Raw genomic sequence first — 23246 nt, 5'->3', positions numbered from 1 at the left:
CCCGAGTTGGTGCAGGCGTTCTTCCGGGACCGCGATCTCCTCTACATCACCACTTAAGCATACCTACAGTCCAGTAACTTAGTTTCTGGTTAGTAAAGCAGAATTGAAAGACCCAAAAAAATATGGCCGACTTGTCCGATTAGGTCACATATTTCAATAATGATCGCTTTAGTGACAGGAGGGGATGATGGCAACAACCAGTCCAACGATTAAGCGGCGACAGCTCTCGGCGACGCTTCGTCAACTCCGAGAAGAGAGCGGGATGACAGCTGCTGAAGCAGCTCGGCGCCTCACGTGGGCACCAAGCAAAATCACCCGTATCGAACGCAACGAGTGGAAGCTACCCAACCTCCGGGATATCCGCCTTCTTCTCGATCTCTATGGCGTCACCGACGAACACCAGTGCGACTCCCTCCTCACGCTCGCCAAGGAATCACGCAAGCGCGGCTGGTGGGCTGACTACAAAGATGTGTTTCGCAGCAATCTGGCCGCCTTTGAGGCAGGAGCCTCGATGATCCGCACCTACGAGGTGGTGTTGATCCCAGGCCTCCTCCAAACGGCTGCATACGCCGCAGCGGTTTGGAGAGCAGGACAGGTAGTCGACGAGTCGATAATCGAGCGACACGTCCAAGCCAGACTTGCCCGCCAGGCGATCCTGGAGCGCACGAACCCACCATCTCTCGTCGCGGTTATCGATGAGGCCGCACTTCTAAGGATCATCGGCGGCCCTGAAGTGATGCGTCATCAAGTCAGACGCCTCATCGAAATGGCGGCTCGCCCCAACATCACGATTCAGGTGCTTCCGAACGCCGTCGGGGCGCACGCAGCCCTCAATGGAGCCTTCATGATCTTAGACTTCCCACGCCCCGGCTCCGACCCCAGCCTGGTGTACATGGCCACCTCGACAGACAGCCTCTGGCTCGAAACCCCTGAGGAGCATCGGCGTTATACGCTACTTTTCAGTCAAGTGCAAGCATTGGCTCTTTCGCCCTATGAGTCACTATTGAATCTGACGGAGCGCGTAGAGCAATACGGGAAGTAGGCGAACAGAGTGGATAGCAGCAGTCTCGTTTGGCGCAAGAGCACCTACAGCGGTCACGATGACAACTGCGTCGAGATAGCGAGCCTCGCAGCCGGAGGCAGGGCCGTACGAGACAGCAAGCATCCGAACAAGCCGGGCCTGACCTTGGGCGCCGCCGAGTGGCAGGTCTTCATCCTCGGCGTGAAGAAGGGCAAGTTCGGCTGAGGAGCCTACTGCGGGTACCGAACTGGTTGCGCGCCGGTTCGAGCAGAGGCCAGAGAGTTCCGCTATCCCATAACCGGATCCCGCCGACCCGGAAGGTCGGCATGGCCCCGCTGCTGCTGTTGATCGTAACGCCGTAGAACCCTGCGGCTACCAGGGCGGGTGGCTGCGACCAGGCCGGGCCGGGAATCCATTGCGGCGCCGGGCGCCCAGCCGTCTGCCCGGCCGGAGAAGAAGCGGCCACACTGATGACCATCACGGCGGCCAGGACACAGGCAAGGGCGATGAAATGCATCGGCCTGCGACTGCTGAGGGCAGGGCGCCGACCGTACACAGCGGATGCCAATGCCGGGTCCTGCGTGCGCGACACCGCTGCCGCGAGACCCGCCGCCGGATCCGCGGCGGATGGAGGAGTCGGCGCCGGGTTCGGCCCAGAGGTCCAGAGATCGTCAGCGATGGGCTTGCTGAGGTGCCCCGAACCTTCCGGACTCGGACCCAAGTAGGGTCAGAGGTAGTCCGGGAAGGAAGCACGTGGGCAAGAAGCCGAGGATTTATCCACCCGAGTTGCGGGCCGAAGTTGTGCGGGCCGTCATCGAAGACGGGAAGACCCCAGCGCAGGTCGCTCGTGATTTCGGGCTGGTCGCCGAGACGGTCCGCAATTGGGTGAAGGCAGAGAAGTCGAAGAACTCCGGGACCAAGCGACTCGCAATGCCGATCATCGGCACGCTAGTCGCATCCGTCGCGGTTCTCGCGTCGCCCTCGCCTGCTCAGGCCGACGGGTGCAACCTGTGGTTGTGCGGCGAGGTGCAGAACAACTCCCCGTGGACCATCCACACGACCGAGGTGCTGGGCACCGGCGGCCCACACTGGTGCGACGTATGGAACGGGGGCGGCGGCATGACCTGGTCCTGGTGGCACACTACGTGCGAACAGAAGACGCTGGCTCCTGGCAAGCACCGGGGCGGCGGGGGCGTCGACGTCGACGCAGTCACTTTCGCCGACCGCGACTACGTGGTCAAGGTGTACGGAACGATCTTGGAATGGAGGACAAAAGGCGTCTGGACGAGGTTTCACAACGATGAATACGTGACCTGTTTCAAGAATTCTAACGGCGACCCCATGTGTCAGGTCGACTGACGACGGGGCCGGTGTGTGGGGCCTCGCGTCTGTCCTGGCCGGACGGCGCGGTGCCTTTCTGCTCACGCCGATCGTGAACAATGGGGGCGGTGACAGTTCGACGGCCAGCGCTCGCAGCGTCGAGCGGTAGGCGGCTTTAAGGCTGCCGGGACAACGTGACAACAGGGTCAGCTTCTCGGCCCCGAAGTGAAGGGTCGAGCTTGCGTGGTTCGCGGCCATGGCCGTCGCCGCGTCGGTGCATCTGGTCACCGCCGCGTTCACCGTAGGGTCCATCGGGCTGCTGACCACCGGAAAACTTCGTCACCCGTCCGCGCCTCGGCCGTCCCAACCCGGACGAATCCTCCCGGGCCCGCTCCGAGGCGCCCCATCTGTACACCCTCACCGACCGGGTCGCCGCCGAACTCGGCGCGCCTCCCGTCGAGCTGATCCAGGTGACACCGGGCTTCTGAGAGCAACTGAGAAGTGGCAGCGCTGGATCAGACAGCCGTAAACCAGCAGTTCAGAAGCTTGGATCGTCTACTGAGAACCGTTGTCGGAAGGCCAGCCGTTCCGTTAGGCTCAGCGCGTGGACCAAGACGAGGCGAACGCCGCGCTGACGGCATTGGGCAAGGGCACCACAGCCGACGCGCTGGAGACGGAGACGCTCGATTTCAAACTCGTCGCCGACTCGCTCAAGGCCACCTTCAACCTACTCGCCGATGCCCTGGTCTGCTTCGTCAACGCACGCGGAGGCACTATTGTGCTGGGCGTCGACGACAAAGCCTCTGAGCGCGCGAACGCACTCAGAGGAGTGCCTGCCGGCTATACCGTGGACCTCATCCGCAAAGCGATCTTCGACCGGACACGGCCGCCCCTCACCGCCTTCGTCAACGAGAAATTCGTCGACGGGGTCCGTCTGATCCTGATAACCGTGCCGCAAGGAGTCATGCCGCACAGCACCGCCGCCGGGCTTGCCACACGTCGTCTCGGAAAGGAATGCCTGCCCTTTCCGCCCGACCAGCAACGCGAGGTGATGATCGCACGCGGCCAGGTCGATTGGTCGGCAGACGCCTCTAGCGTCGATATCAACCGCCTCAGCACACTGGAATTCGCCAGATTGAGGCGGATCCTGGCGGCGAGCGGCCGAGACCATCTGGCAGATCTAGGAGATCATGCCCTTCTTCAGGCACTGCGTCTCATCGCACCCAACGGCAGCATCACAAACGCGGGCGTCCTCCTGCTCGCAGACGAGCCGCTGATAAATCAGGTGGTCCCTGGCTACGGCTACTCCTATCAGTTTCGTCCCAGCGCGGGCAGCGAAGCCACCGGGAGGCTGCGCGGGAGCCAGCCCATGATAAGGGCGATTCAAATCCTCACGGATGCGACAGAGACACGGCGAGAGGTACACCCGCTCAACGTCGCCGGCGGGGTGCAGCTCCAACTGACGGACTATCCTGGCGAGGCGGTCCGCGAGCTGATCATCAACGCTTTCATCCATCGGTCCTACGAGACCGGTGGAACGGTCGATATCGAACACTCCCCGGAGCATCTCATCATCACGAGCCCCGGCGGCCTGGTCTCCGGTGTCACTCCATCGAATATTCTCACGTATCCCTCAACACCTCGGAACCGCCTTCTCACCGAAACGGTCTCCATACTGCAACTTGCCGAGAGAACAGGCCAAGGAGTGGACAGGGCTTACCGGGAAATGCTGCGCATCGGTAAGGAACCCCCGCTTTTCGAGGATCACGCGACGTTGGTCCGGGCCACTCTGGCAGGCGGGATCGGAAACAGCGCGTTCGTGCGTTTCATCAGCGATCTACCGGTCCGAGCCGGACGTGATCTCAATGTGTTGCTGGCGTTGTCCTACCTTCGACACAACTCCAATCTCGATGCAACGAAACTTTCGTCCGCCATTCAGCGCACCCCGGCCGAGGCGCAGGAGGTTCTGGCCGCCATGGCGGATGAGTACAATCTTCTGGAAATAACGCGCCGTACGGTGTCGAAGCCATTTCCGACGTACCGCCTGCGTTCCGATGTTCTCGCCGCGATGTCCCGTTCGATCACCTACCGAAGACACAACCCGCGAGAGACGGACCAGAAAGTAATCGATCACGTGCGCGAATACGGGTTCGTCACCAATCAGACGATTCGACGCCTCTTCGACCTGCACGTGTACGCGGCCAGAGACCTGCTGAATACACTGAGGGATCGGGAGATCCTTGAAAAGATCGGAGACAGGCGCGGCGGCGCAGGGATACGCTATGGCCCAGGAAAGAAGTTTCCCAAGGGCAGATCATAGACCGCGAACGTCGGCCCGACGGCTGGCCCGTCGCCTCATTGACGCAGGGCATCAGCGGGCGTAAGCACCTTCGGCAATTTCTGTCCTCATGCCCCCACATACGGCATGATCTCGGGCATGACCACGCCGCCCGCCGTCGAGGCCGACGGGATGTGCCCGTCCTGCTCCGCGCCCCTGTCGGCCGATCCCCGCTTCGTGATCTGGTGCCCCTCGTGCTCGTGGAACCTCGACCCCTCGGCCGGGACGGGCGCCGTGACCACGGCTCCGCGCCGCCGGGCGGAACGGCGGCGCGAGGCACGGCGGCGGGCCGACGGCGCGACCATCGAGCAGGTGTTCCGTGACCTCGCGAACCCGTCGCGTCCCCCCGCCGTACGCGATGGCTCGTGGTTCGCGGCCATGGCCGTCGCCGGGTCGGTGCATCTGGTCACCGCCGCGTTCACCGTGGGGTCCATCGGGCTGCTCACCACCGGAAACCTGCTAATGGTGCCGGTCGCCGCGATCGGCTTCGGCATCGCCTTCGTCACCCGTCCCCGCCTGGGCCGCCTCGATCCGGACGGCTCCCCGCTGCCCCGCTCCGAGGCGCCGCACCTGTACGCCCTCGCCGACCGGGTCGCCGCCGAACTCGGCGCGCCTCCCGCCGAGCTGATCGAGGTGACACCGGGTTTCGGCATGAGCCACACCAGGGTGGGACTGCGGCGGCACGGCGTCCTCACCATCGGCCTCGCCCTGTGGGAGGTGCTCACCCCCGAGGAGCGCGTCGCCGCGCTCGCGCACGAGTTCGGTCACGCCGTCAACGGCGACCCGCGTCGCGACCTGTGGTTCCACTCCGCTGTCGAAGCGCTGACGCACTGGAACAGGGCCGGCGCTCTCGGGCCCGTCGAGCAGTCCGGAGCGGGCCTGGTCTTCTTGATCATGGACTGGGTGGCCAAGCTGGTGATGCGCGGCGTCCACCGTCTTCCGTCGCCGCTCGGCCGTCCGGCAGGGGACGCGCTCTGGCCGCGCGCCCTCCCGCGACCAGATTGATCGGCGCACGACCGCCGGCCGAGGCCGCCCTCACCCTCGACCCGGCGGAGACGGCCGCCATCGAAGAGGAACTCACACCGTCCCGCACCCAGGCGGCCCGCGTCGTGATGATGTCCTGAGCCGGTCACCCACCGTCTCACGGAGACGCGTTGCGATTTTCGCAATCCCACGTAGGGTGGGGCGGATCGCCGACCTCGGAGGGGCTTCCGTCGACTGGCTGCTCGGTGCGGGCGGCCCTCTTGAACGTCGCGGGGTGGGGAATGACCCTGGGATGCGATTGTTTCCGGCGATGCCGTTGGGTGAGTGGCGGGAGACCAAGGACACGTTGCACCGGTTCGCGCAGGTCGTGGGGAAGATACGGCTGGCGGCGGGGGTGCGGCGTAACCACTGGTGGAACGCGCCGTTCCACGTCACCGGGCGTGGGCTGACGACGCGGCCGATGGGGCAGGCGGACGGTAACCCGATCTTCACCATCGACTTCGACTTCGTCGACCATCAGCTCGTGGTGACCACCGTGGACGGCCGGGAGGTGTCGTTCCCGTTGTACGACCGGTCGGTGGCCTCGTTCTACAACGAGACCATGCGGGCGCTGGACGCGCTGGGAGTGCGCGTCACCATCGAGATCCCCCGGCCGTTCGACCTGCCGGACGCGGGGCGGCCCTTCGCCGAGGACGACGAGCACGCGTCGTACGACGCGGCCATGGTGACGCGGTACTGGCAGGTGCTCAGTCAGGTCAACCTGTTGCTGGAGGAGTTCGCCGCGAACTTCTCCGGGAAGATCAGCCCGGTCCACCACTTCTGGCACACCTTCGACATCGCCTGCACACGGTTCTCCGATCGGAAGATCGACCAGCCGCCCGAGACCGACCCGGTGACCCGCGAGGCCTACTCGCGCGAGGTGATCAGCTCGGGGTTCTGGTTCGGTGACGACTCCTTCCCCGAGGCCGCCTTCTACTCCTACACCGCTCCGGAGCCGGCGGGACTGGAGGAGGAGCCGCTGCGGCCGGAGGCGGCGACGTGGGTGCCGCAGCGGGGAAGCCACCTCGCGATCCTGCGCTACGACGACGCCCGCGCCGAGCGCGACCCGCGTGCCGCCGTGCTGGAATTCTACGAGAGCGCCTACCAGGCAGGGGCCCGCCGTGCGCGATGGGACGTCCCCGGGCTCGCCTGCCCCGGGGGCGTCACCGACCCCGTGCTGAGCGCCTGAGGCACACATGGAGCGCTCTCCCCAGAGGCGAGGGGAGAGCGCCGGCCGGGTTGGGTTACTCGGTTCGGGTGACGCGACCTTCCAGGTGGAGGAGTTTGGTGACGTTGATGATGATGTGGGCGGCGGCCACGCCGTCGCGGTCGCATCGGGGCTCGTCGAGGTCGACGAAGAAGCCCGTCGCCCCGATGCTGATGAGCGGGACGCGCGGGTTGAAGCGGTAGGCCAGCGGCGGCGAAGTGTCCCTGTCGAAGGTGAGGACGACACGGTCGCCGTCGAAGGCGAGGGTCACGTCGGCGCCCTCGCCCTTCTGCTCCCCGAGCGCCCGGCCCTTGTAGACGGCGTGCCCGCCGTCGATCCAATCGTCGAGCTGCTGGCCGCAGCGGCCGGGAGCTTGCGGGACGGCGGCCGTGGCGGTGGAGGTCAGGGTCAGGGCGGCGAGGGCGGTCGCGGCCAGGACCGTCGTGCGTATGGACATCCGGGACATGCAGGTCCTTTCATCGCTGGATGCTGACCGCCTCTCCCACCGCGCGGACGGCCTGGCCGGGAAAGAGGCGGCGGGACCCAATCAAATCCGGTGACGTTCCGCAATCAATAGTGACTCGCGGCTATGGATTCAGGTCGTTCCAACACTCCCAGGGCGGCAAAGTCATGCTCATGTTCGACGGTTGTCGGACACGCCGTTCCGGCGCCGGACCGCTTCCTGCCAGCGGCAAGGCATTTTTCGAAGAAGCTTCCGCACACCCCCGATCACGATGCGAGGACGGCGACGACCCGAATCGGGCCGGTGGCCGACGCTTACGGAACCCGCCCGCGGGTGAGGAGCGCGAGCCTGGACGGGCGCAACGTGTCCGTCCGGTTCCAGAGGGCGGCGCCGCGGCTCGCCCGCTCGCGGCCCCTCCGTCCGCGCCGACCGGCGGCAGGGCCCGGGAAGTGCCCTTCCGCCCTTCGGTACCCATCCGCTTGCGCTCCCCTCTAGCGAGAGTTACAGTCTCTAACTGTAGAGAGGTTCTATAACAATAGCGAGAACCCATCCGGAGGCCTCGCCGTACCGGACCGTCGAAGGAGCCCTGATGTCCACCACCACGCGCCCCGCCGAGCAGGACCTGCACGTCGTCCTCGGAGCGGGGCCCGCCGGGACCGCACTGGCCGGCGAACTGGCGCGCCGCGGCCACGCCGTGCGTCTCGTCGACCGCTCGGGGTCCGGCGCGGCCATCGAGGACGTCGAGCGGCACGCCGCCGACGTGACCGACCCCGGCGCCGCCCGCGCCGTCACGGACGGGGCCGCGGCGGTGTACCACTGCGTGAACGTCGCCTACCACCTCCAGGTCGAGGTGATGCCGCGCGTCCAGCAGGCCGTCCTCACGGCCGTCGAGGCGGCGGGGGCGCGTCTCGTGGTGCTCGACACGCTGTACCCGTATGGCGAGACCGGCGGCGCGGTGATGACCGAGAGCACGCCGTGGAAGGCGACCACCCGTAAGGGGCGGATGCGCGCGGAGCTGGACGAGAAGTACCTCGCCGCCCATCGCGAGGGACGGGTGCGCGTGGTGCTCGGACGGGCGGCGGACTTCTACGGGCCGGGGGTGCTCAACTCCACGCTGGGCGGGACGGTCTTTCCCGGCGCGCTCACCGGCGACACCGTCCTCGGCATCGGCGACATCGACCTGCCGCACAGCTACACCTTCATCGGCGACGTCGCCTCCGGCCTCGCCACGCTGGGCGAGCAGCCGACCGGCGACGGCGCGGTGTGGCACCTTCCCACGGTGCCCGCGGTGACGACGCGGCAGGTCCACTCCATGATCGAGGAGCGGGTCGGCCGGCCGCTGAACGTCACCGTGGTGAAGGAGCCCCGCCCGTTCGGCCCCTTCGACGAGACCTTCATGAACGAGTACGCCGAGATGTTCTACCAGCACACAGAGCCGCAGATCATGGACTCCTCGGCCATCGAGCGGACGTTCGGCCTGCGCCCCACGCCGCTCGCGGAAGGGCTGGACGCGACCCTGGCCTGGTACGGGGGGTGGCTCGCGAGCCTGTCCGGGACGACGGCCTGACCGGCCGCCCGCCCGTCGAGACCTCGGGGACACGAGAGCCTGCCGCCGATCGCGGCCGGTCCGGCCCTCACGCGTACGTGGTCCGCGGCGACGACGACTGCGCGCGTTGCGGGATGACGGTGTACCGGGGGTCCTCGGCGGAGGCGACGCCTGCGGAGAAGACGCCGAGGCGGACGCAGGCCGAGGCCGCCATGAGGGCCGCGCCGGACAGGACGGCGGCGGCCCGCCTGCGCCCGCACAGGGCCGCGCCCACGGCGCCGGCCACCGCGAGCGCCTCGCCCGTCCGCATGAGGGCGCCCGCGCGGCCGTGCTCGTACGCGCCGGCGATCATGCCCATGCGGCGGCGCATGAGCCACCCCGCGCCGAGTTCGAGGGCGGTGCCGAGGACGGCGGCGCGGCGGGCCGGGCCGTTCTCCGAGGGCGGCGCGGCGATCATGGCGGCGCCCGCGGCGGTGGCGGTGGCCGAGCCGGCGAACAGGAACGGCATCTCGCGGTACCCCTCGTGCCAGGCGGGCACGGCGGTATCGCTGATCAGCACCGCCGTGTACGTCGTGACCGCGGGCCCGAGGACGGCGGCGCCGTAGCAGGCCGCGCGCCCGGTGAAGGGGAAGCGGCCGGTGAGGTCGGTGAGCAGGCTGACGCCGACGAGCGGCGCGTACGAGGCCAGCAGCCAGGAGCCCACGCTCATGGGAGAAGTGGGTTTGAAGGTCCTCAGCATGTAGAGGAACCGCCCCGGCCGCCCGAGGTCCTCCACGAGGGCGGCGAGCGACAGGCCGACGCCGGCGAGCGCGGCGGCCTTCCCCGCGCGGGCGAGGCCAGGACGGCCGGTGAGCTGGCCTCCGGCGGCGAACACCGAGGACGCCCCGGCGAGCCCGCCCAGGTACAGGTAGCCGCCGATGCTCGCCGCGCGCCACGTCGGCGGCTTCAGGATGCGCCGGTTGTAGTACGAGACGTACTCCTCCGCCAGGTGCGTCCCCTGGCCGTCGGCACGGCTGCGCGTCGTCATTCCCACTCCCCGTCGGTCACGTGCGAACCCGTGCAGGTCTCCCGCCGCGGAACTCGAAGGAGGCCGCGGCGAAGGCGGTGGCGATGGTGACCGCAAGGGTCAGCGCCGCGACTCCCGCGTGACGCCACATGGACGGCAGGTCGCGGGTCGTGTCCTTCGGCGCGGGCGGGAACCCGTACACCTCGGGCCGGTCGAGCAGCAGGAAGAACGCACCGTTGCCGCGCACCCCGTCCCGGGGGTCGTGGCCGTAGAGGCGGGCGTCGGTGACGCCGTCGCGGTGCAGGGTCTCGACGCGGGCGGCGGCGCGGTCGAGCAGGTCGTCCAGCTCGCCGAACTGGATGGACTGGGTCGGACAGGCCTGCGCGCACGCCGGGGTGAGCCCGTCCCCGATGCGGTCGTAGCAGAGCGTGCACTTCCACGCGAGGCCGTCGTCCTCGCGCTTGCCGATCACGCCGTACGGGCAGGCGGAGACGCAGTAGCCGCAACCGTTGCAAATGTCCGACTGCACGACGACGGTGCCGAACTCGGTGCGGAACAGCGAGCCGGTGGGGCACACGTCCAGGCAGGCGGCGTCGGTGCAATGCTTGCAGACGTCGGAGGCCATGAGCCAGCGCAGGTCACCGGTGCCGTCGCCCGCCTCGGCGCGCATCGGCTTGCGCTGCTCGACGAAAGCGACGTGCCGCCACGAGGACGCCGAGAGCTGCTCGGTGTTGTCGAACGACAGGCCGGTGAACGTGAACGGCGGGTCGGCCGGAAGCCGGTTCCATTCCTTGCAGGCGACCTCGCACGCCTTGCAGCCGATGCAGATGGACGTGTCGGTGAAGAAGCCCATCCGCGGGGGATGCCGCTCGTATCCGGTCTCCTCCTGCACCTGGGGCAACCTCGTGGCCGTCTTCGCCATGGTCAGACCTCCTGCCGCGTCGGCTCGTACAGCCCCGCGCGCCGCCGGAACGTCTCGACGAGGCGGTCGAGACCGGGCCCGCGCGGGCGGCGTCCCGGCTGGATGTCGGCGGTGCACGCCTTGGTCTCCTGGATGTGGGCGTTCGGGTCGAGCACGATGGACGTCAACTCGTTCGCCGGGTCTCCGGTCGCGCAGCCGTTCGGCCCCCAGTGGTAGGGCAGGCCGATCTGGTGGACGACGCGGCCGTCGAGACGCAGAGACGGCATGCGGTCGGTGATCAGCACCTTCGCCTCGATGGCGCCGCGCGCGCTGATGATCGTGGCCCACTCGCCGTGCTCCAGGAGGCGCTCCTCGGCCAACTCCGGCGAGACCTCGCAGAACATCTCCGGCTGGAGCTCCGACAGGTACGGCAGCCAGCGGCTCATGCCTCCGGCGGTGAAGTGCTCGGTGAGCCGGTAGGTCGTGACGACGTACGGGTACACGTCGCTGCCGGTCGGGTGGTAACGGTTGCCGGGCCGGTCGTACAGCAGGCGCGCGGGATTGTTCGGGTGCGCCCAGTACAGCGGGTTCTCGCACGGCGTGTCCTGCGGCTCGTAGTGCGCGGGCAGCGGGCCGTCCATGAGCCCGGCCGGGGCGTAGAGCCAGCCTTTTCCATCGCCTTGCATGATGAACGCGTCGGTCCCGGACAACGCGTCTGCGCCGATGGCGCCCTCGGGCGGGCGGTAGTCGGGCGGCCGGTCCTCGATGAAGTCGGGAATGTCGTGACCTATCCACCTGCCGAGGCCCGCGTCCCACCAGACGTACGCCTTGCGCGCGCTCCACGGGTTGCCGTCCGGGTCCGCCGACGCGCGGTTGTACAACGTGCGCCGGTTGAGCGGCCACGCCCAGCCCCACTCGTGCGACACCCAGCTCTGCTCGGTGTGCGGCCTGCGGCGGGCCGCCTGGTTCACGCCGTCCGCGAACACGCCGCAGTAGATCCAGCAGCCGCACGAGGTGGACCCGTCGCCGCGCAGTTCCGTGTAGCTCGACAGCGGTCCCCCGTCCGGGCCGTACCCGTTGATCTCGCGCAGGACGGCCTCGGCGCTCGGCTCGCGCAGCCCGCCCTCGACCGGGTAGTCCCAGGTCAGGTCCAGGATCGCGCGGTCGTACGGCTCGGCGGACCCGGCGAGGCGCTCCCGGACCATCCGGCCGAGGTGGTACACGAACCACAGGTCGCTGCGGCAGTCCCCGCTCGGCTCCACGGCGGCGTGGTGCCACTGCAACAGGCGGTTGGTGTTGGTGAACGTCCCGTTCTTCTCGGTGTGCGAGGCGGCGGGGAAGAAGAACACCTCGGTGCGGATCTCCTCGGTGCGCAGCTCGCCGGTCTGGATCTCCCGGCCGTCCTTCCACCACGTCGCCGACTCGATGAGAGCGAAGTCGCGCACCACGAGCCAGTCCAGGTTCGCCATGCCGAGCCGCTGCAGCCGGGTGTTGGCCGACCCGACGGCCGGGTTCTCGCCGAACAGGAAGTATCCCTTGCACACGCCGTCGAGCTGGGCCATCGTCGTGTCGTAGGTGCTGTGCGAGCCGGTCAGCCGGGGCAGGTGCCCGAAGCAGAAGTCGTTGCCGGCGGTGGCCGCGTCCCCGTAGTACGCCTTGAGCAGGCTGACGACGTAGTGGCGCGCGTCGGCCCAGAAACCCTTCCGCGTGCTGACGACGTCGACGAAGTCGTCCAGGTTCTCGTCGGTGTGCGCGTACGGCATCGGGATGTAGCCGGGCAGCAGGTTGTACAGCGTCGGGATGTCACTGGACCCCTGGATGCTGGCGTGCCCGCGCAGCGCCATGATGCCGCCGCCCGGCCGCCCGATGTTGCCGAGCAGCAGTTGCAGGATGCTCGCCGTGCGGATGTACTGCGTGCCCACGGTGTGCTGCGTCCACCCCACCGCGTACGCGAAGGCGCTGGTGCGGTCGGGCCCGGAGTTGGACGTCAGCGCGTCGCAGACCCGGGCGAACATCTCAGGCGGGATGCCGCACGTCCGCTCGACCACCTCGGGCGTGTAGCGGGAGAAGTGGCGCTTCAGGATCTGGTAGACGCAGCGCGGGTGGCTCAGCGTCTCGTCGTGCTCCGCGTACGGCGAGACCGGGGCGCCGCCCGAGCCGTGCGCCTCGCTGCGTCCGGGCTGGTGGTACGCGTCCAGCCGCAGCCGGCGGCCGGACACCGCCTGCACGGGCGGGCCCTTGTACTGCCAGGTGCCCACGTCGTAGGTGCGCGTCTCGGGGTTCCAGCCGGAGAAGACGCCGTCGAGGTCCTCGGTGTCGGCGAACTCGTCGGAGACGATGCACGCGGCGTTGGTGTAGTTCAGGACGTACTCGCGGAAATCCTTGCCCTCCGACAGCACGTGGTTGATGATCGCGCCGAGGAAGGCGATGTCCGTGCCCGCGCGGATCGGCACGTACAGGTCGGCCATGGCGCTGGTGCGGCTGAAGCGCGGGTCGACGTGGATGACGGTCGCGCCGCGCAGCTTGGCCTCCATCACCCACTGGAAGCCCACCGGGTGCGCCTCGGCGAAGTTGGAGCCCTCGATGACGATGCAGTCGGAGTTCTGCAGATCCTGCATGAACGTCGTCGAGCCGCCCCGGCCGAAGGACGTGCCGAGGCCGGTCACCGTCGAGCTGTGGCAGACCCGCGCCTGGTTCTCCACCTGGACGACGCCGAGGCCGGTCATCAGCTTCTTGATGAGGTAGTTCTCCTCGTTGTCCAGCGTCGCGCCGCCCAGGCTGGCGATGCCCATCGTGCGGGCCACGCGCTTGCCGTCGTGGTCTTCCTGCCAGGTCTCGCGGCGGGTCCGCACCACGCGGTCGGCGACCATCTCCATGGCCGTGCCGAGGTCGAGCTGTTCCCACTCGGTGCCGTACGGCCTGCGGTACAGGACGGAGCGCTCGCGCCCGGGGCCGGTGGTGAGCTGGAGCGACGCCGAGCCCTTCGGGCACAGCCTGCCCCGGCTGATCGGCGAGTCCGGGTCGCCCTCGATCTGGACGACCTTCTCACGGGAGACGAAGACCTTCTGCCCGCAGCCGACGGCGCAGTACGGGCAGACGGACCGGACCACGCGGTCAGCGGTCGCGACGCGGGAGCGCAGCTCGTCGGTCTTCTTCGACCGGACGGCGGCGCCCAGGCCGCGGCGGTCGGGACCGGTGAGCTGCCGCACCACCGGCCATCGCCCCAAGAAGTCCTTTATCGCCATATCGCCCCCCGCCCGAGCACTCGACGCTTCCGCTGGGGGGCGTACCACTTCCTGCCCGTACCTCCCCCGCCGAGGGAGAGTCCAACCTCAGGGGCTGACCGGGGAGGCACGGACCTGAGGGCGTCAGGCGGCGTCGTAGGGGCTGTGGCCTTCGCTGATCGCCGTGAGCATCGTGGCGAGGTACCGCTGGGTGGCGGCGTGGAGGCCGTGGCCGAAGCTCACCCGGGCCACCCCCAGCGCGGCCAGCTCGGCGATCGAGGGCACGCCCGGCCGGAACAGCACGTTCACCGGCCCGCCGATCTCGGCCACCAGCGCCCGGATCGTCCCCGGATCCGAGGCCAGGATGGGGTACACGCAGTCGGCCCCCGCGCGCAGGTAGGCCCGCCCGCGTGCCACGGCGTCCGCGAGCCGCTCGTCCGGCGTCCCGGTGCCGTGGGCGAAGGAGTCGACCCGGGCGTTGATCACCAGCCCGGTGCCCGCCTCCCGTACCGCCGCGATGAAGGCCGCCTGCTCGTCCACGTCCACCATCGCGCCGGTACGCGGATCGGAGTCCTCCAGGTTCGCCCCGACCGCGCCCGTCGCGGCGAGCCGCTCGACGAACTCGGCGGGCGCGAGCCCGTACCCCCGTTCCATGTCGGCGGTGACCGGCACCGTCACGGCCCGCGCGATGCGGGCGACCTGGGCCAGCACCTCGCCGGCCGGGGCCGCCTCGCCGTCGTCGTACCCGAGGACCGGGGCGACCGCCGCGCTGCCCGTGGCCACGACCGGGAACCCGGCCGCCGTGACGGCCCGCGCGGACGCGGCGTCCCAGACGTTCGGCAGCACGAGCGGGCGGCCGGGCACGTGCAACGCCCGCAGCGTGTCCGCCTTCGCGGCGTTGTCCCGTTCCGTCGCGATCTCCTGTGCGGTCATGACGTGCCCTTCCGTCGCCGATCCCCTGCCGTGGAGCTCCGGCCCATCATGTCCCGCACGGTCTTAGGCCTCTTCCTCGGCCCTCTTCCCCCGGCCCCGTCACCCGTCCGGGTCGTCGTACTCGCCGGGGACCATACGCTGCGGGCGTGAGACGCCCCGGGGCCCCGCGACCCGGGCCCCGGAGCGGGCTTACACGTCAGACCACGTCCACCTTGTCCACCTTGTCCACCTTCTGCGGCGCCGGCTCGTTGCCGTTCAGGTTCGACGGGGTCGCGCCGGAGAGCAGCGAGCGGGCGAGGCCGAGGCCCGTGCCGCCGAGCGTGAGCGCCTTGGCGAGCATCTCCTCCACGCCCTGGGCGCCGTTGAGCACCACCATGTGGTCGACGTTGCCGAACGCCTTGGCGCCTGCCTCGACGATCGCCGGCCAGTTCTCGGCGAGCTGCTGGCCGATGACGGCCTCCTGGTTCTCGGCGAGGGCCTGCGCGCGGGCCCGGATCGCCTCGGCCTCGGCCAGACCCTTGGCCTTGGCGGCCTCCGCCTCCGCGAGGCCGCGCGCCTTCGCGGCCTCCGCCTCGGCCAGACCGCGCGCCTTGGCCGCAGCCGCCTCACCCTCACCGGTGGCGCGGGACGCGGCGCCCGCGGCCTCGGCACGCAGCCGTACGGACTCGGCGTCCGCGGCGGCGGCCTGCTTCACCTGCGAGGCCTGGGCGACTGCGCGCAGCTCGGTCTCGCGGGCCTCGGCCTCGGCCTGGGCGATGCGCGCGTCGCGCTCGGCCTGGGACAGCGTGACGGTCTCGTACGCCTTGGCGTCGGCGGGCTTGCGCACCTGCGACTGCAGCCGCTGCTCGGAGAGCTGGGCCTCCAGCTCGGCGGCGCGGGTCTCCTGGACGACGACCTCCTGGCGCGCGGTCGCCTCCGACAGCGGCCCGGCCTGCCGCGCCTTGGCGGCGGCCTGGTCGACCTCGGCCTGGTAGCCGGCCTGCTGGATCTGCGACTCGCGGACCGCCGCGGCCTTCTTGGCGTTCGCGGCCTGCTCGGCCTCGGTGGCCTCCTGGTCGCGCTGGGCCTCGGCGATGCGCGCGGCGGCGGCGACCCGGGCGGCGTGCGGCTTGCCGATGTTCAGGATGTAGCCGGTCTCGTCGTCGATCTCCTGGATCTGGAGGGAGTCGACGACCAGGCCGAGCTTGCTCATCTCGTCGGCGGCGCTGCTGCGGGTCTCGCCGGTGAGGCGCTCGCGGTTGAGGATGAGGTCCTCGACGGTGAGGTTTCCGATGATCGAGCGCAGGTGGCCGGTGAACAGCTCGTGGATCGCGCCGCTCATGCTGTCCTGCTGGTCGAGGAAGCGGCGGGCGGCGTTGGCGATCGAGGTGAAGTCGTCGCCCACCTTGTAGATGATGACGCCGCGCACCTGGACCGGGATGCCCTGCTGGGTGACGCAGTTGACCTGCAGATTCGTGGCCCGGCTGTCGAGCCGCAGCCGCCGCGCGGTCTGGAAGCCCGGCAGGACGGCGGTGCCCTTACCGGTGACGATCTTGAAGCCGAGGCTCTCGGCCAGCTCGTTCCTCGAACGCGCGCCGAGACCCGAGATGATCAGCGCCTCGTTGGGCTCGGCGACCCTCCATACGGCCTTGAACAGCAGAACGATGACGATGAGCAGGACCAGGAGCCCGCCGGCCCATACGGCCAGCTCTGTGGTGGTCAATGAGACCTCCGGAATGAGGGGGGAGAGAGAAGGTCAGACGATCGCGCGAGCCACGTAGACCGTGCGTGGCGGCGAATATTCGACGACGACGATGATCGTCCCCACCGGGATCTCCTCGTCGGGAACCGCTGGATGGGCGTAGAAGGCCTCAACGCCCCCGCGTATCGGCACTAACACCTCGCCCACGAGCCCCGGCCCTATTCTGCCGGTCACCCTGCCCTGTTTCCCGACCACCCTTGTACACCCCGTCGCCTTACATAGGCCGCGAACGCGAACGTTACCCCGTTTGCCCCGTCACATCATCAGCGGGCGAAGGATCTGTTATCTCTTCGCCACGCTTCTGACCATCCGCGCGTGTCGCCTTCACCCCCGCCAACGACCGGCCTCGGCCCCGCGTTCCCGCATATTCAACCCCGATACCCCAGATCCAGACGAGACCGCGACGCTCGACTTTCGGCCTCTTCTTGTTCCTGGCGAGAAACAGGCACGTACAGGTCTCGATACGCCTCGCGCAGCATTACCGAGATTCGCCCCACGCGGTGGGATCTGGACAAGAGGGCGGCGGCCGTCCAGCTCGACCGGTTCGAACCAGGGCCTGCTCAGCCCGGCGGCGGCGTTCCAGCAGCCAGTCGGTATGGGAGCGCGGAGCGTCCCTGGCCCTCAAGAGTCGAGGGCCCTCCGGTAACCGATCAGAGCAGCCAGCTTGCGTGCCCCCGGCGTCCGGGGATGCCGGTCGATGAGCTGGAGAGCCATTGAGCGGATGGCAGGCCGGTCCCGGACCTCGGGCAGCGATTCACGGCCGGCGTCCAGCAGCGCGAGGGCGGCCTGCTCAGGCTTGCCCCACTGCCACCAGGCACGCGCCAGGTCGGTGTGCAGCCGACCGCGCCGCTCTGGAGTGGGCAACTGGCTCGGGTGCACGCGGCGCCCGGCGTGGAGCGCCGCGCCCGCGTCGCCCAGCGACCAATGCACGCTGATCTCGTATCCAGTGACGTGGGCCGGGCTGATGGCGTGAGGTATGCCAGGCCTGGCAGGAAGATGGGCTGCCCGCGATGCCGCTTTGATCATCTCAAGAGCACGGTCGCGGTCGCCGACCTGAGCCGAGTTATAGGCGCCGGTACACAGCATCTGGGCATAGGCGGCGGCCTGAGCCGGCTGGGTCAGTCCGGTTGACTCCAGGAGTGCGATAGCGCGCAGGGTGACCTGGTCGGCTGCCGGTCCGCGGCCTTCGTGACGCAGCACGATACTCAAGCAGCGCGCGGCGGTGGCCATGCTGACCGGGGAGTCCGACAGCTTGGCCAGCATCGTGGCGCGGTCGGCCGTAATCCGGCTCGCCTGATGGCGTCCGATCTTGTTGAGCGCCGAAGTCGCCACCTCATAGCAGGCAGCGGCCAACGCGTAGGTCTCGGGCCTGGTGTTCCGGTCGGCGGCTTCGTGAGCGACGGCCAGCAGGTCGGGCAGGTCGGATAGCAGCCGTGCCAGATGGCCGCTGTCGAAATGGTCGCGGGCCTGCGTGAGCCGAGCTGTGATGTGCGGCAGGCCCGGGGCGCTGGAGGCGGCCGGCAGGATGACCAGGGCGTCGTCGAGTCTGGCCAGCAGGTGCGCAGGGATCGCCAGCCCTGTGGCGGACAGGAGGGTACGGCGGCGCATCGGGTCCTCCTCGGCAGGCGGGGCTGTCGTCGTGACCACCGTAGTCACAGGGGGGACCGAAATAAACGCTCCGAGAACATGGGAGGGGATGCGGACAGCTTGGGCGACCCGCCGCACAGTCTCCAGGTCGATCGCCGCCCGGCGGCCGTTTTCCAGGCGGGAGATGGTCGAGGCCGAACAGGAGACTGCTTTGCCCAGATCGGCCTGCCGCCAGCCTCGCGCCTCTCGCGCGAAGCGGATCGCACCACCGATGTCACGGGCGGCGATCAGCGCCCTCGCTCGTGCTGATTCCCACTCGCTTTGGGGGGTCACCGCAGCTCCCGGCGTCATGGCACCAGATCCGCGCCCAGGGTACGCCGCGCCCACCTCCTCGGACAGGTGATGTGCGGAACATGCACACCGCGTGCAGGGCATGCACGACTAATTGGCCGATCTGCTCAAGCAGGCGTTATCTGAGGTCAGCCCGGCTGATCGGCGCCGGGACCGGCTTCGGAGTCGAAGGAAGTGCATCCCGATGAAGCAGAACAAGCGCTCCTACAGCCCGCCTGCGCTGGTGGTGCTCGGTGACGTGCGGGCGTTCACGCTCGGCAGTCAGAGCAATGACACCGCAGACAAGAAGAAGTACTACAACTGACGGCCTTCGCCGGATCGGTGAAGGCGTGCCCCGCCAGGCAGAAACCTGGCGGGGCACGCCGGCCTCCGGCGCGACGAGACAGGCGAGCAGAGGAGGATCATGCGCTGGTTCGCTGGATGGTGTCCCGGCTCGGCAGGCGGCAGCCCACCGCCGCCCCCGGCCGACGCCAAGCCTTTGTTCACCTACGTGCCCGGCCAGACGGTGCGGGCTGCGTGGACGGTCGGCGAATGGGATTGGCAGGCACGCGTCGTGCGTGTCGGCCGCCGTCAGGCCGCCGTGCTGGGAGCCTGCCTGGCCACCGACGCCGAGTTGGATACTGCGCTCGGCCGGGCCGAACGCAGCGGCGACCTCACGCTGTTGACGGCCCTGCCTGGCAGTTACGTCATCCTGCTCGTCGATGAGCACGATATGACCGTCATCCCGGATCTGGCCGGATGCTGGCCACTGTTCTTCACTCCTTGGGAAGGCGGGATCGCCTACAGCTCCAGTCCGCTGCCGCTGGCCGACCTGACCGGCGCCGGGCCTGACGATCGGTGGCTGGCTGCCTACCTGTTCGCCGCCGACATTCCCCACGCAGCCACCGACCACTCGACGTTCACCTCGATCCAGCGGTCCAGGCCCGGCCACCTCCTCACACTCGGTCCCCGCGGGGTACGCCAGCAGCCGCTCGCGCTGCCGCTGGGCGGCATCAGCGCGCCGAAGGGAGCCCGCCGCCTGCGCCGTGCGCTGCTGATGGCGGTCCGGCGTCGCTGTGCCCGCGCGCCGCGCCTGTCGGCCGACCTGTCTGGCGGCCTGGACTCCTCCTCCCTGGCGCTGCTCGCCGCCGCAACTCGGCCCGGAGACAGGCTGCCCGCCGTCACCTATGTCGATCCGGTCAGCGGCAGCGCCGATGACCTGGCCTACGCCCGGATGTGCGCCCAGGTCGAACCCGCCCTGAAACACATCGAGATCGTCGGCGAGCCGGGTATGCTGCCGTTCACCGATCTCGACGGGGCGCCGCTGCTGGACGAGCCAGCGCAGGACGTCCTGTTCCACGCGCGTGACCGCGTCCTCCTCTCAGTGGCAGAGGGCGGGCTACACCTGACCGGCGACGGCGGGGACTCGGTGCTTACCGGCCCGCTCGCCTACTTGGCCGACCTCGCGCGCTCCGGCCGCGCGGCCCGCCTGGTGCGCGAAGCCTCGGCGTGGGCGCGCCTGCGGCACCGACCCGCCCACGCGGTGATCAGGGCCGCGGTACGGATGTCCCGCACCAACTACCCGCAGGCCATGGCCGCCGCCCGCGAGGCACTGCGGGAAGGGTCGCTGCCGCCCAGGCGCGGTGTGGAGGACCTGCTGTGCTGGTTCGCTCCCTCTCCCGCCGTGACCTGGGCGCAACCCGCCGTCCGAGCGGAGCTGGCTGACCAGCTCGCCGCAGCCATGCAGGACGGCGATCCCGCCTTGGCTGCCAGCGGCGACGCCGCCGCGCTGCGCCTGGTACGGGGGGACGGCGCGGCCAGCCGCCCCTACGCGCACCTGGCCGCGAGCTTCGGCATCGACCTCCATGCGCCCTACCTGGACAACCAGGTCGTCGCCGCCTGCGCGGCCGTTCCGGTGATCGAACGCACCACCACCGCGGCGGCCAAACCGCTGCTGGCCGCCGCCCTGGACGGGCTGGTGCCCGCCCAGTTGCTCGCCCGCCGCACCAAGGGAGCCTTCACCGCGTGCATGTACGCCGGGCTGCGGCAGGCCGCCCCCGACCTGCACGACCTGCTGCACAGCCCCCTGCTGGCCGAGGCCGGCCTGATCGACGCTGTCCGCGTGCGCCAGGCGCTCGATCTCCTGCTCGCCGGCAGCATCGGGCCGCTGGCCTCACTGGGCGATGTGGTGGCCGCCGAGGTGTGGCTGCACGCAATACGCCGCCCCCGGCCGGCCCTGTGGACCGCGCATTCTCCGGAGGTACGCCATGCCGTCGTACGCTGACCAGAAGACCATCTTCCGCGCTACTGACGAGGGCGGATTCCTGCTCGACGTGACCGCCGGGACGGTGTTCGGGTTCACCCCCGTGGCCGCCGTCGCCTGGCCCGTCCTGTCATCCGGCAGCGGCTTGGACGCCGCCGTCGCGGCCGTGCTGGAGAACTTCGACATCGACGAGGCCACCGCGCGCACCCACCTGGACCACCTCATCACCAGCCTGCGCGAGCACGGCCTACTGGAGCGGAAACCGTGAGCAGCCATATGGTCCTACCCGCCGTCGAACGCGTCTCGGCCGCTGATCGGCTCGTCGGCCTGGCCGCGTTCACCGCGGGGATCGTACTGCTGAGCCTGCCCTTCTCCCGCATGGTGCGGGTCATCGCCTGGATCAAGCGCCACCGTCCACGACCCGCCACGCCGCAGGAGGCGCGAACCGCCGCTGCGGCGGCCCGATGGGCCGGACAATGGTTTCCCGGGCGGGCGGCGTGCCTGGAGAACTCTGTCGCGGCCGTGCTGGCCGCCGCCATCCGGGGGCGGGCCGTGCATTGGTGCGTCGGCGGACGGCTGGCCCCTTACTCCACACACGCCTGGATCGAAACCGACACCGGCCCGGCCGGGGAACCGGCCAACCCCGACCGGCCCTACCTGACGCTCCTACGAATCTGATCAAGCCGACCGAGGAGAAACCGTGATGAGCACGTCGTTCAGCCCGCCTGTCCAGGCCGCTCTGGATATGGTCGATGAGGCTTCCTACACCAGCGAGCCGGACGGCACCCGCATTCCGCAGACCTCCGCACCCGCGATCATCGCGACCATGCTCGACCTGCTCGACGTAGACCCCGGTCAGCGCGTGCTGGAGATCGGCACGGGCTCGGGCTACTCCACCGCGCTGCTGTCCCGGCTCGTCGGAGACACCGGCCGGGTGACCAGCGTCGAGGTCATCCCCGATCTCACCGCCCGCGCCGCAGAACTTCTGCGTGCCCATGGCAGCCGCAACGTCGAGCTGATCTGCGGGGACGGCGTCAAGGGCGCCCCCGGCGCGGTCGCGCGCTTCGACCGCGTCATCGCCTGGGCCACCGTCGAGCGGATTCCCGATGAGTGGATCCGCCAGATCACGCCCGAGGCAGTTATCGTCACCCCGGTCAACGTGACCGGCCTCGCGAAAACGTTCGCGATCGTCCGCGTCGGCCGCGACAGCGAGAACCTGGAGCCGCAGCGGCTCATCTCCGGCGGTTTCGTAGAGGCGCACGACCAGGCCGTGCACCAATGGCTGATCCCGCCCTACGGCGCCGACGCGCTCACCCACGACGACCAGGACCGCCCATGGTGGCTGTCGGCTACCTGGCTACGCACCGAGGGCACGGCGGCCACCGCTTCTGGTGAGGCCCTGCTGGACCGACTTATCGCCGACGCTCGAACGGTTCCCGGCCCCCTGGCAGAGACAGAGAACCCGGAGGGCTTCTACGGTTACCTGCTCGCCACCCGCCCCGCCGGACTGACCACCGCCGCCCTAGGCGACCCCGCCTGGCGGATCGGCTACACGAGCCCCACCGGAGCCGCGCTGACCAGCCCCAGCGACGCCCAGCACACCATCCACGCAGGAGATCAGGAGGCGCTGCACGCTCTGACCGCCTGGGCCGAGAACTGGCGCGTGCTAGGCCGCCCAGGCTTCGACCGCTTGCGACCCGACCTCCAACGCGGCGAAGACGGCAGTCTGGTCCGCCTGACTCTCTGAGCGGGGCTCCATCTCCTGCTAACACAGCAAAGCCCCCACCCAACATCCGACTCAGATACCGCCAAATCCAGACGAGACCGCGACGCCGGGGCATCTCAGTGATCGGGGCGCCGTGGCCGTTCTCAACCGGGACTACCCCATCTTGCGGATCGCGTGGGTGAGGCGCACGGCACCTCGGGTGGGTGGTGGGCCTTTCGGCGCGCGCCACTGAGCGAACAGGAGCGGCGCTGACGGTCGCCGGGCTGTACATCGTCGTCTGCCTTGTGCTGGCCTGGCTGGCGCACCGGGCGGCCGCGACCAGTCTCACGACGACCATGACCGGCTCGAATGGTAGGCGTCGGGCGATTCTCCCGGTCTGGTGCTGAGTGGTACAGCGGGAGGCAAATAAGGCTGAAAGGATCGGCCCGCGCTGCGCGACACGCTCCGGTCCGATTTCCGGTCGGGTGATGATCGCGGAATGATGGCTCATTTCCCGCGTGACGGAGACGCCCCCGACGGGCGTCCCCGCGACTCCGGGGAACATCCGCACGAACCCGGCGAACATGTTCCCGGACTCGGGGAACGTGCTCTCGGAAGCGGTAAACGTGCTCCACGCT

Annotated in this window: 21 protein-coding genes; 13 read left to right on the top strand and 8 right to left on the bottom strand. The window is 69.2% G+C overall.

The genetic code is table 11. The features are described 5' to 3' along the window. Positions 1-184 precede the first annotated feature (184 nt). The 7 genes from AB0M95_RS36230 to AB0M95_RS36200 all read left to right on the top strand — a co-directional run bounded on the left by AB0M95_RS36230 (position 185) and on the right by AB0M95_RS36200 (position 6891). On the top strand, positions 185-1042 hold the full coding sequence (locus AB0M95_RS36230; RefSeq protein WP_363774812.1) for a helix-turn-helix transcriptional regulator: 858 nt from the start codon (positions 185-187) through the stop codon (positions 1040-1042). Between the two features lie 9 nt (positions 1043-1051). Then, complete coding sequence (locus AB0M95_RS36225; RefSeq protein WP_363774809.1) at positions 1052-1246, top strand: DUF397 domain-containing protein; 195 nt, start codon at positions 1052-1054, stop codon at positions 1244-1246. A gap of 528 nt (positions 1247-1774) precedes the next feature. Continuing rightward, positions 1775-2380 (top strand): transposase, encoded by a 606-nt coding sequence (locus AB0M95_RS36220; protein ID WP_363774806.1) that lies wholly within the window; start codon positions 1775-1777, stop codon positions 2378-2380. Between the two features lie 565 nt (positions 2381-2945). After that, positions 2946-4661 (top strand): ATP-binding protein, encoded by a 1716-nt coding sequence (locus AB0M95_RS36215; protein ID WP_363774803.1) that lies wholly within the window; start codon positions 2946-2948, stop codon positions 4659-4661. Positions 4662-4778: 117 nt separating this feature from the next. Further along, a complete protein-coding gene (locus tag AB0M95_RS36210) occupies positions 4779-5684 on the top strand; it encodes a M48 family metallopeptidase (RefSeq protein ID WP_363774800.1) in 906 nt (301 codons plus the stop codon). Continuing rightward, a complete protein-coding gene (locus AB0M95_RS36205; RefSeq protein ID WP_363774797.1) occupies positions 5681-5803 on the top strand; it encodes a hypothetical protein in 123 nt (40 codons plus the stop codon). Before AB0M95_RS36210 ends, AB0M95_RS36205 begins: the two co-directional genes overlap by 4 nt. 152 nt (positions 5804-5955) lie before the next feature. Next, complete coding sequence (locus tag AB0M95_RS36200) at positions 5956-6891, top strand: DUF5996 family protein (RefSeq protein ID WP_358518481.1); 936 nt, start codon at positions 5956-5958, stop codon at positions 6889-6891. Positions 6892-6946: 55 nt separating this feature from the next. Here the strand turns inward: AB0M95_RS36200 and AB0M95_RS36195 are convergent, their stop codons facing one another. After that, complete coding sequence (locus AB0M95_RS36195) at positions 6947-7366, bottom strand: hypothetical protein (RefSeq protein ID WP_363774793.1); 420 nt, start codon at positions 7364-7366, stop codon at positions 6947-6949. 595 nt (positions 7367-7961) lie between these two features. Between AB0M95_RS36195 and AB0M95_RS36190 the strand changes: the two genes are divergently transcribed. Beyond that, entirely contained in the window at positions 7962-8939 is a 978-nt protein-coding gene (locus AB0M95_RS36190; RefSeq protein ID WP_363774790.1) for an NAD-dependent epimerase/dehydratase family protein, read from the top strand. A gap of 67 nt (positions 8940-9006) precedes the next feature. On the opposite strand, the gene nrfD is transcribed toward AB0M95_RS36190, so the two are convergent. From nrfD to AB0M95_RS36155, 7 genes are all read right to left on the bottom strand, one after another. Next, positions 9007-9945 (bottom strand): NrfD/PsrC family molybdoenzyme membrane anchor subunit, encoded by a 939-nt coding sequence (nrfD, locus tag AB0M95_RS36185; protein WP_363774787.1) that lies wholly within the window; start codon positions 9943-9945, stop codon positions 9007-9009. Between the two features lie 16 nt (positions 9946-9961). Next, complete coding sequence (locus AB0M95_RS36180) at positions 9962-10846, bottom strand: 4Fe-4S dicluster domain-containing protein (RefSeq protein ID WP_363774784.1); 885 nt, start codon at positions 10844-10846, stop codon at positions 9962-9964. Between the two features lie 2 nt (positions 10847-10848). After that, positions 10849-14070 (bottom strand): formate dehydrogenase, encoded by a 3222-nt coding sequence (gene fdh / locus AB0M95_RS36175; protein WP_363774781.1) that lies wholly within the window; start codon positions 14068-14070, stop codon positions 10849-10851. 123 nt (positions 14071-14193) lie between these two features. Next, positions 14194-14982, bottom strand: coding sequence for an isocitrate lyase/phosphoenolpyruvate mutase family protein (locus AB0M95_RS36170; protein WP_363774778.1), 789 nt, complete (start codon positions 14980-14982; stop codon positions 14194-14196). 196 nt (positions 14983-15178) lie between these two features. After that, on the bottom strand, positions 15179-16684 hold the full coding sequence (locus AB0M95_RS36165) for an SPFH domain-containing protein (protein ID WP_363774775.1): 1506 nt from the start codon (positions 16682-16684) through the stop codon (positions 15179-15181). 33 nt (positions 16685-16717) lie between these two features. Beyond that, positions 16718-16918 carry a hypothetical protein gene (locus AB0M95_RS36160; RefSeq protein WP_363774772.1) on the bottom strand — a complete coding sequence of 67 codons (201 nt, stop codon included), beginning with the start codon at positions 16916-16918 and terminating at the stop codon, positions 16718-16720. Between the two features lie 426 nt (positions 16919-17344). Continuing rightward, a complete protein-coding gene (locus AB0M95_RS36155; protein WP_363774769.1) occupies positions 17345-18643 on the bottom strand; it encodes a helix-turn-helix transcriptional regulator in 1299 nt (432 codons plus the stop codon). Between the two features lie 202 nt (positions 18644-18845). Between AB0M95_RS36155 and AB0M95_RS36150 the strand changes: the two genes are divergently transcribed. From AB0M95_RS36150 to AB0M95_RS36130, 5 genes are all read left to right on the top strand, one after another. Beyond that, entirely contained in the window at positions 18846-18965 is a 120-nt protein-coding gene (locus AB0M95_RS36150; RefSeq protein WP_363774766.1) for a lasso RiPP family leader peptide-containing protein, read from the top strand. 99 nt (positions 18966-19064) lie between these two features. Next, positions 19065-20924, top strand: coding sequence for an albusnodin/ikarugamycin family macrolactam cyclase (locus AB0M95_RS36145; RefSeq protein WP_363774764.1), 1860 nt, complete (start codon positions 19065-19067; stop codon positions 20922-20924). Beyond that, entirely contained in the window at positions 20908-21171 is a 264-nt protein-coding gene (locus tag AB0M95_RS36140; RefSeq protein WP_363774762.1) for a PqqD family protein, read from the top strand. Before AB0M95_RS36145 ends, AB0M95_RS36140 begins: the two co-directional genes overlap by 17 nt. Then, complete coding sequence (locus AB0M95_RS36135) at positions 21168-21581, top strand: lasso peptide biosynthesis B2 protein (RefSeq protein WP_363774760.1); 414 nt, start codon at positions 21168-21170, stop codon at positions 21579-21581. Before AB0M95_RS36140 ends, AB0M95_RS36135 begins: the two co-directional genes overlap by 4 nt. Positions 21582-21606: 25 nt before the next feature. Beyond that, a complete protein-coding gene (locus AB0M95_RS36130) occupies positions 21607-22650 on the top strand; it encodes a methyltransferase domain-containing protein (protein WP_363774757.1) in 1044 nt (347 codons plus the stop codon). Positions 22651-23246 lie beyond the last annotated feature (596 nt).

Origin of the sequence: Sphaerisporangium sp. NPDC051017 (assembly GCF_040683095.1) — a bacterium.
GTDB lineage: Bacteria > Actinomycetota > Actinomycetes > Streptosporangiales > Streptosporangiaceae > Sphaerisporangium.
The sequence above is the reverse complement of the archived record's forward strand: the minus strand, read 5'-3'. Positions and strand labels throughout refer to the sequence as shown.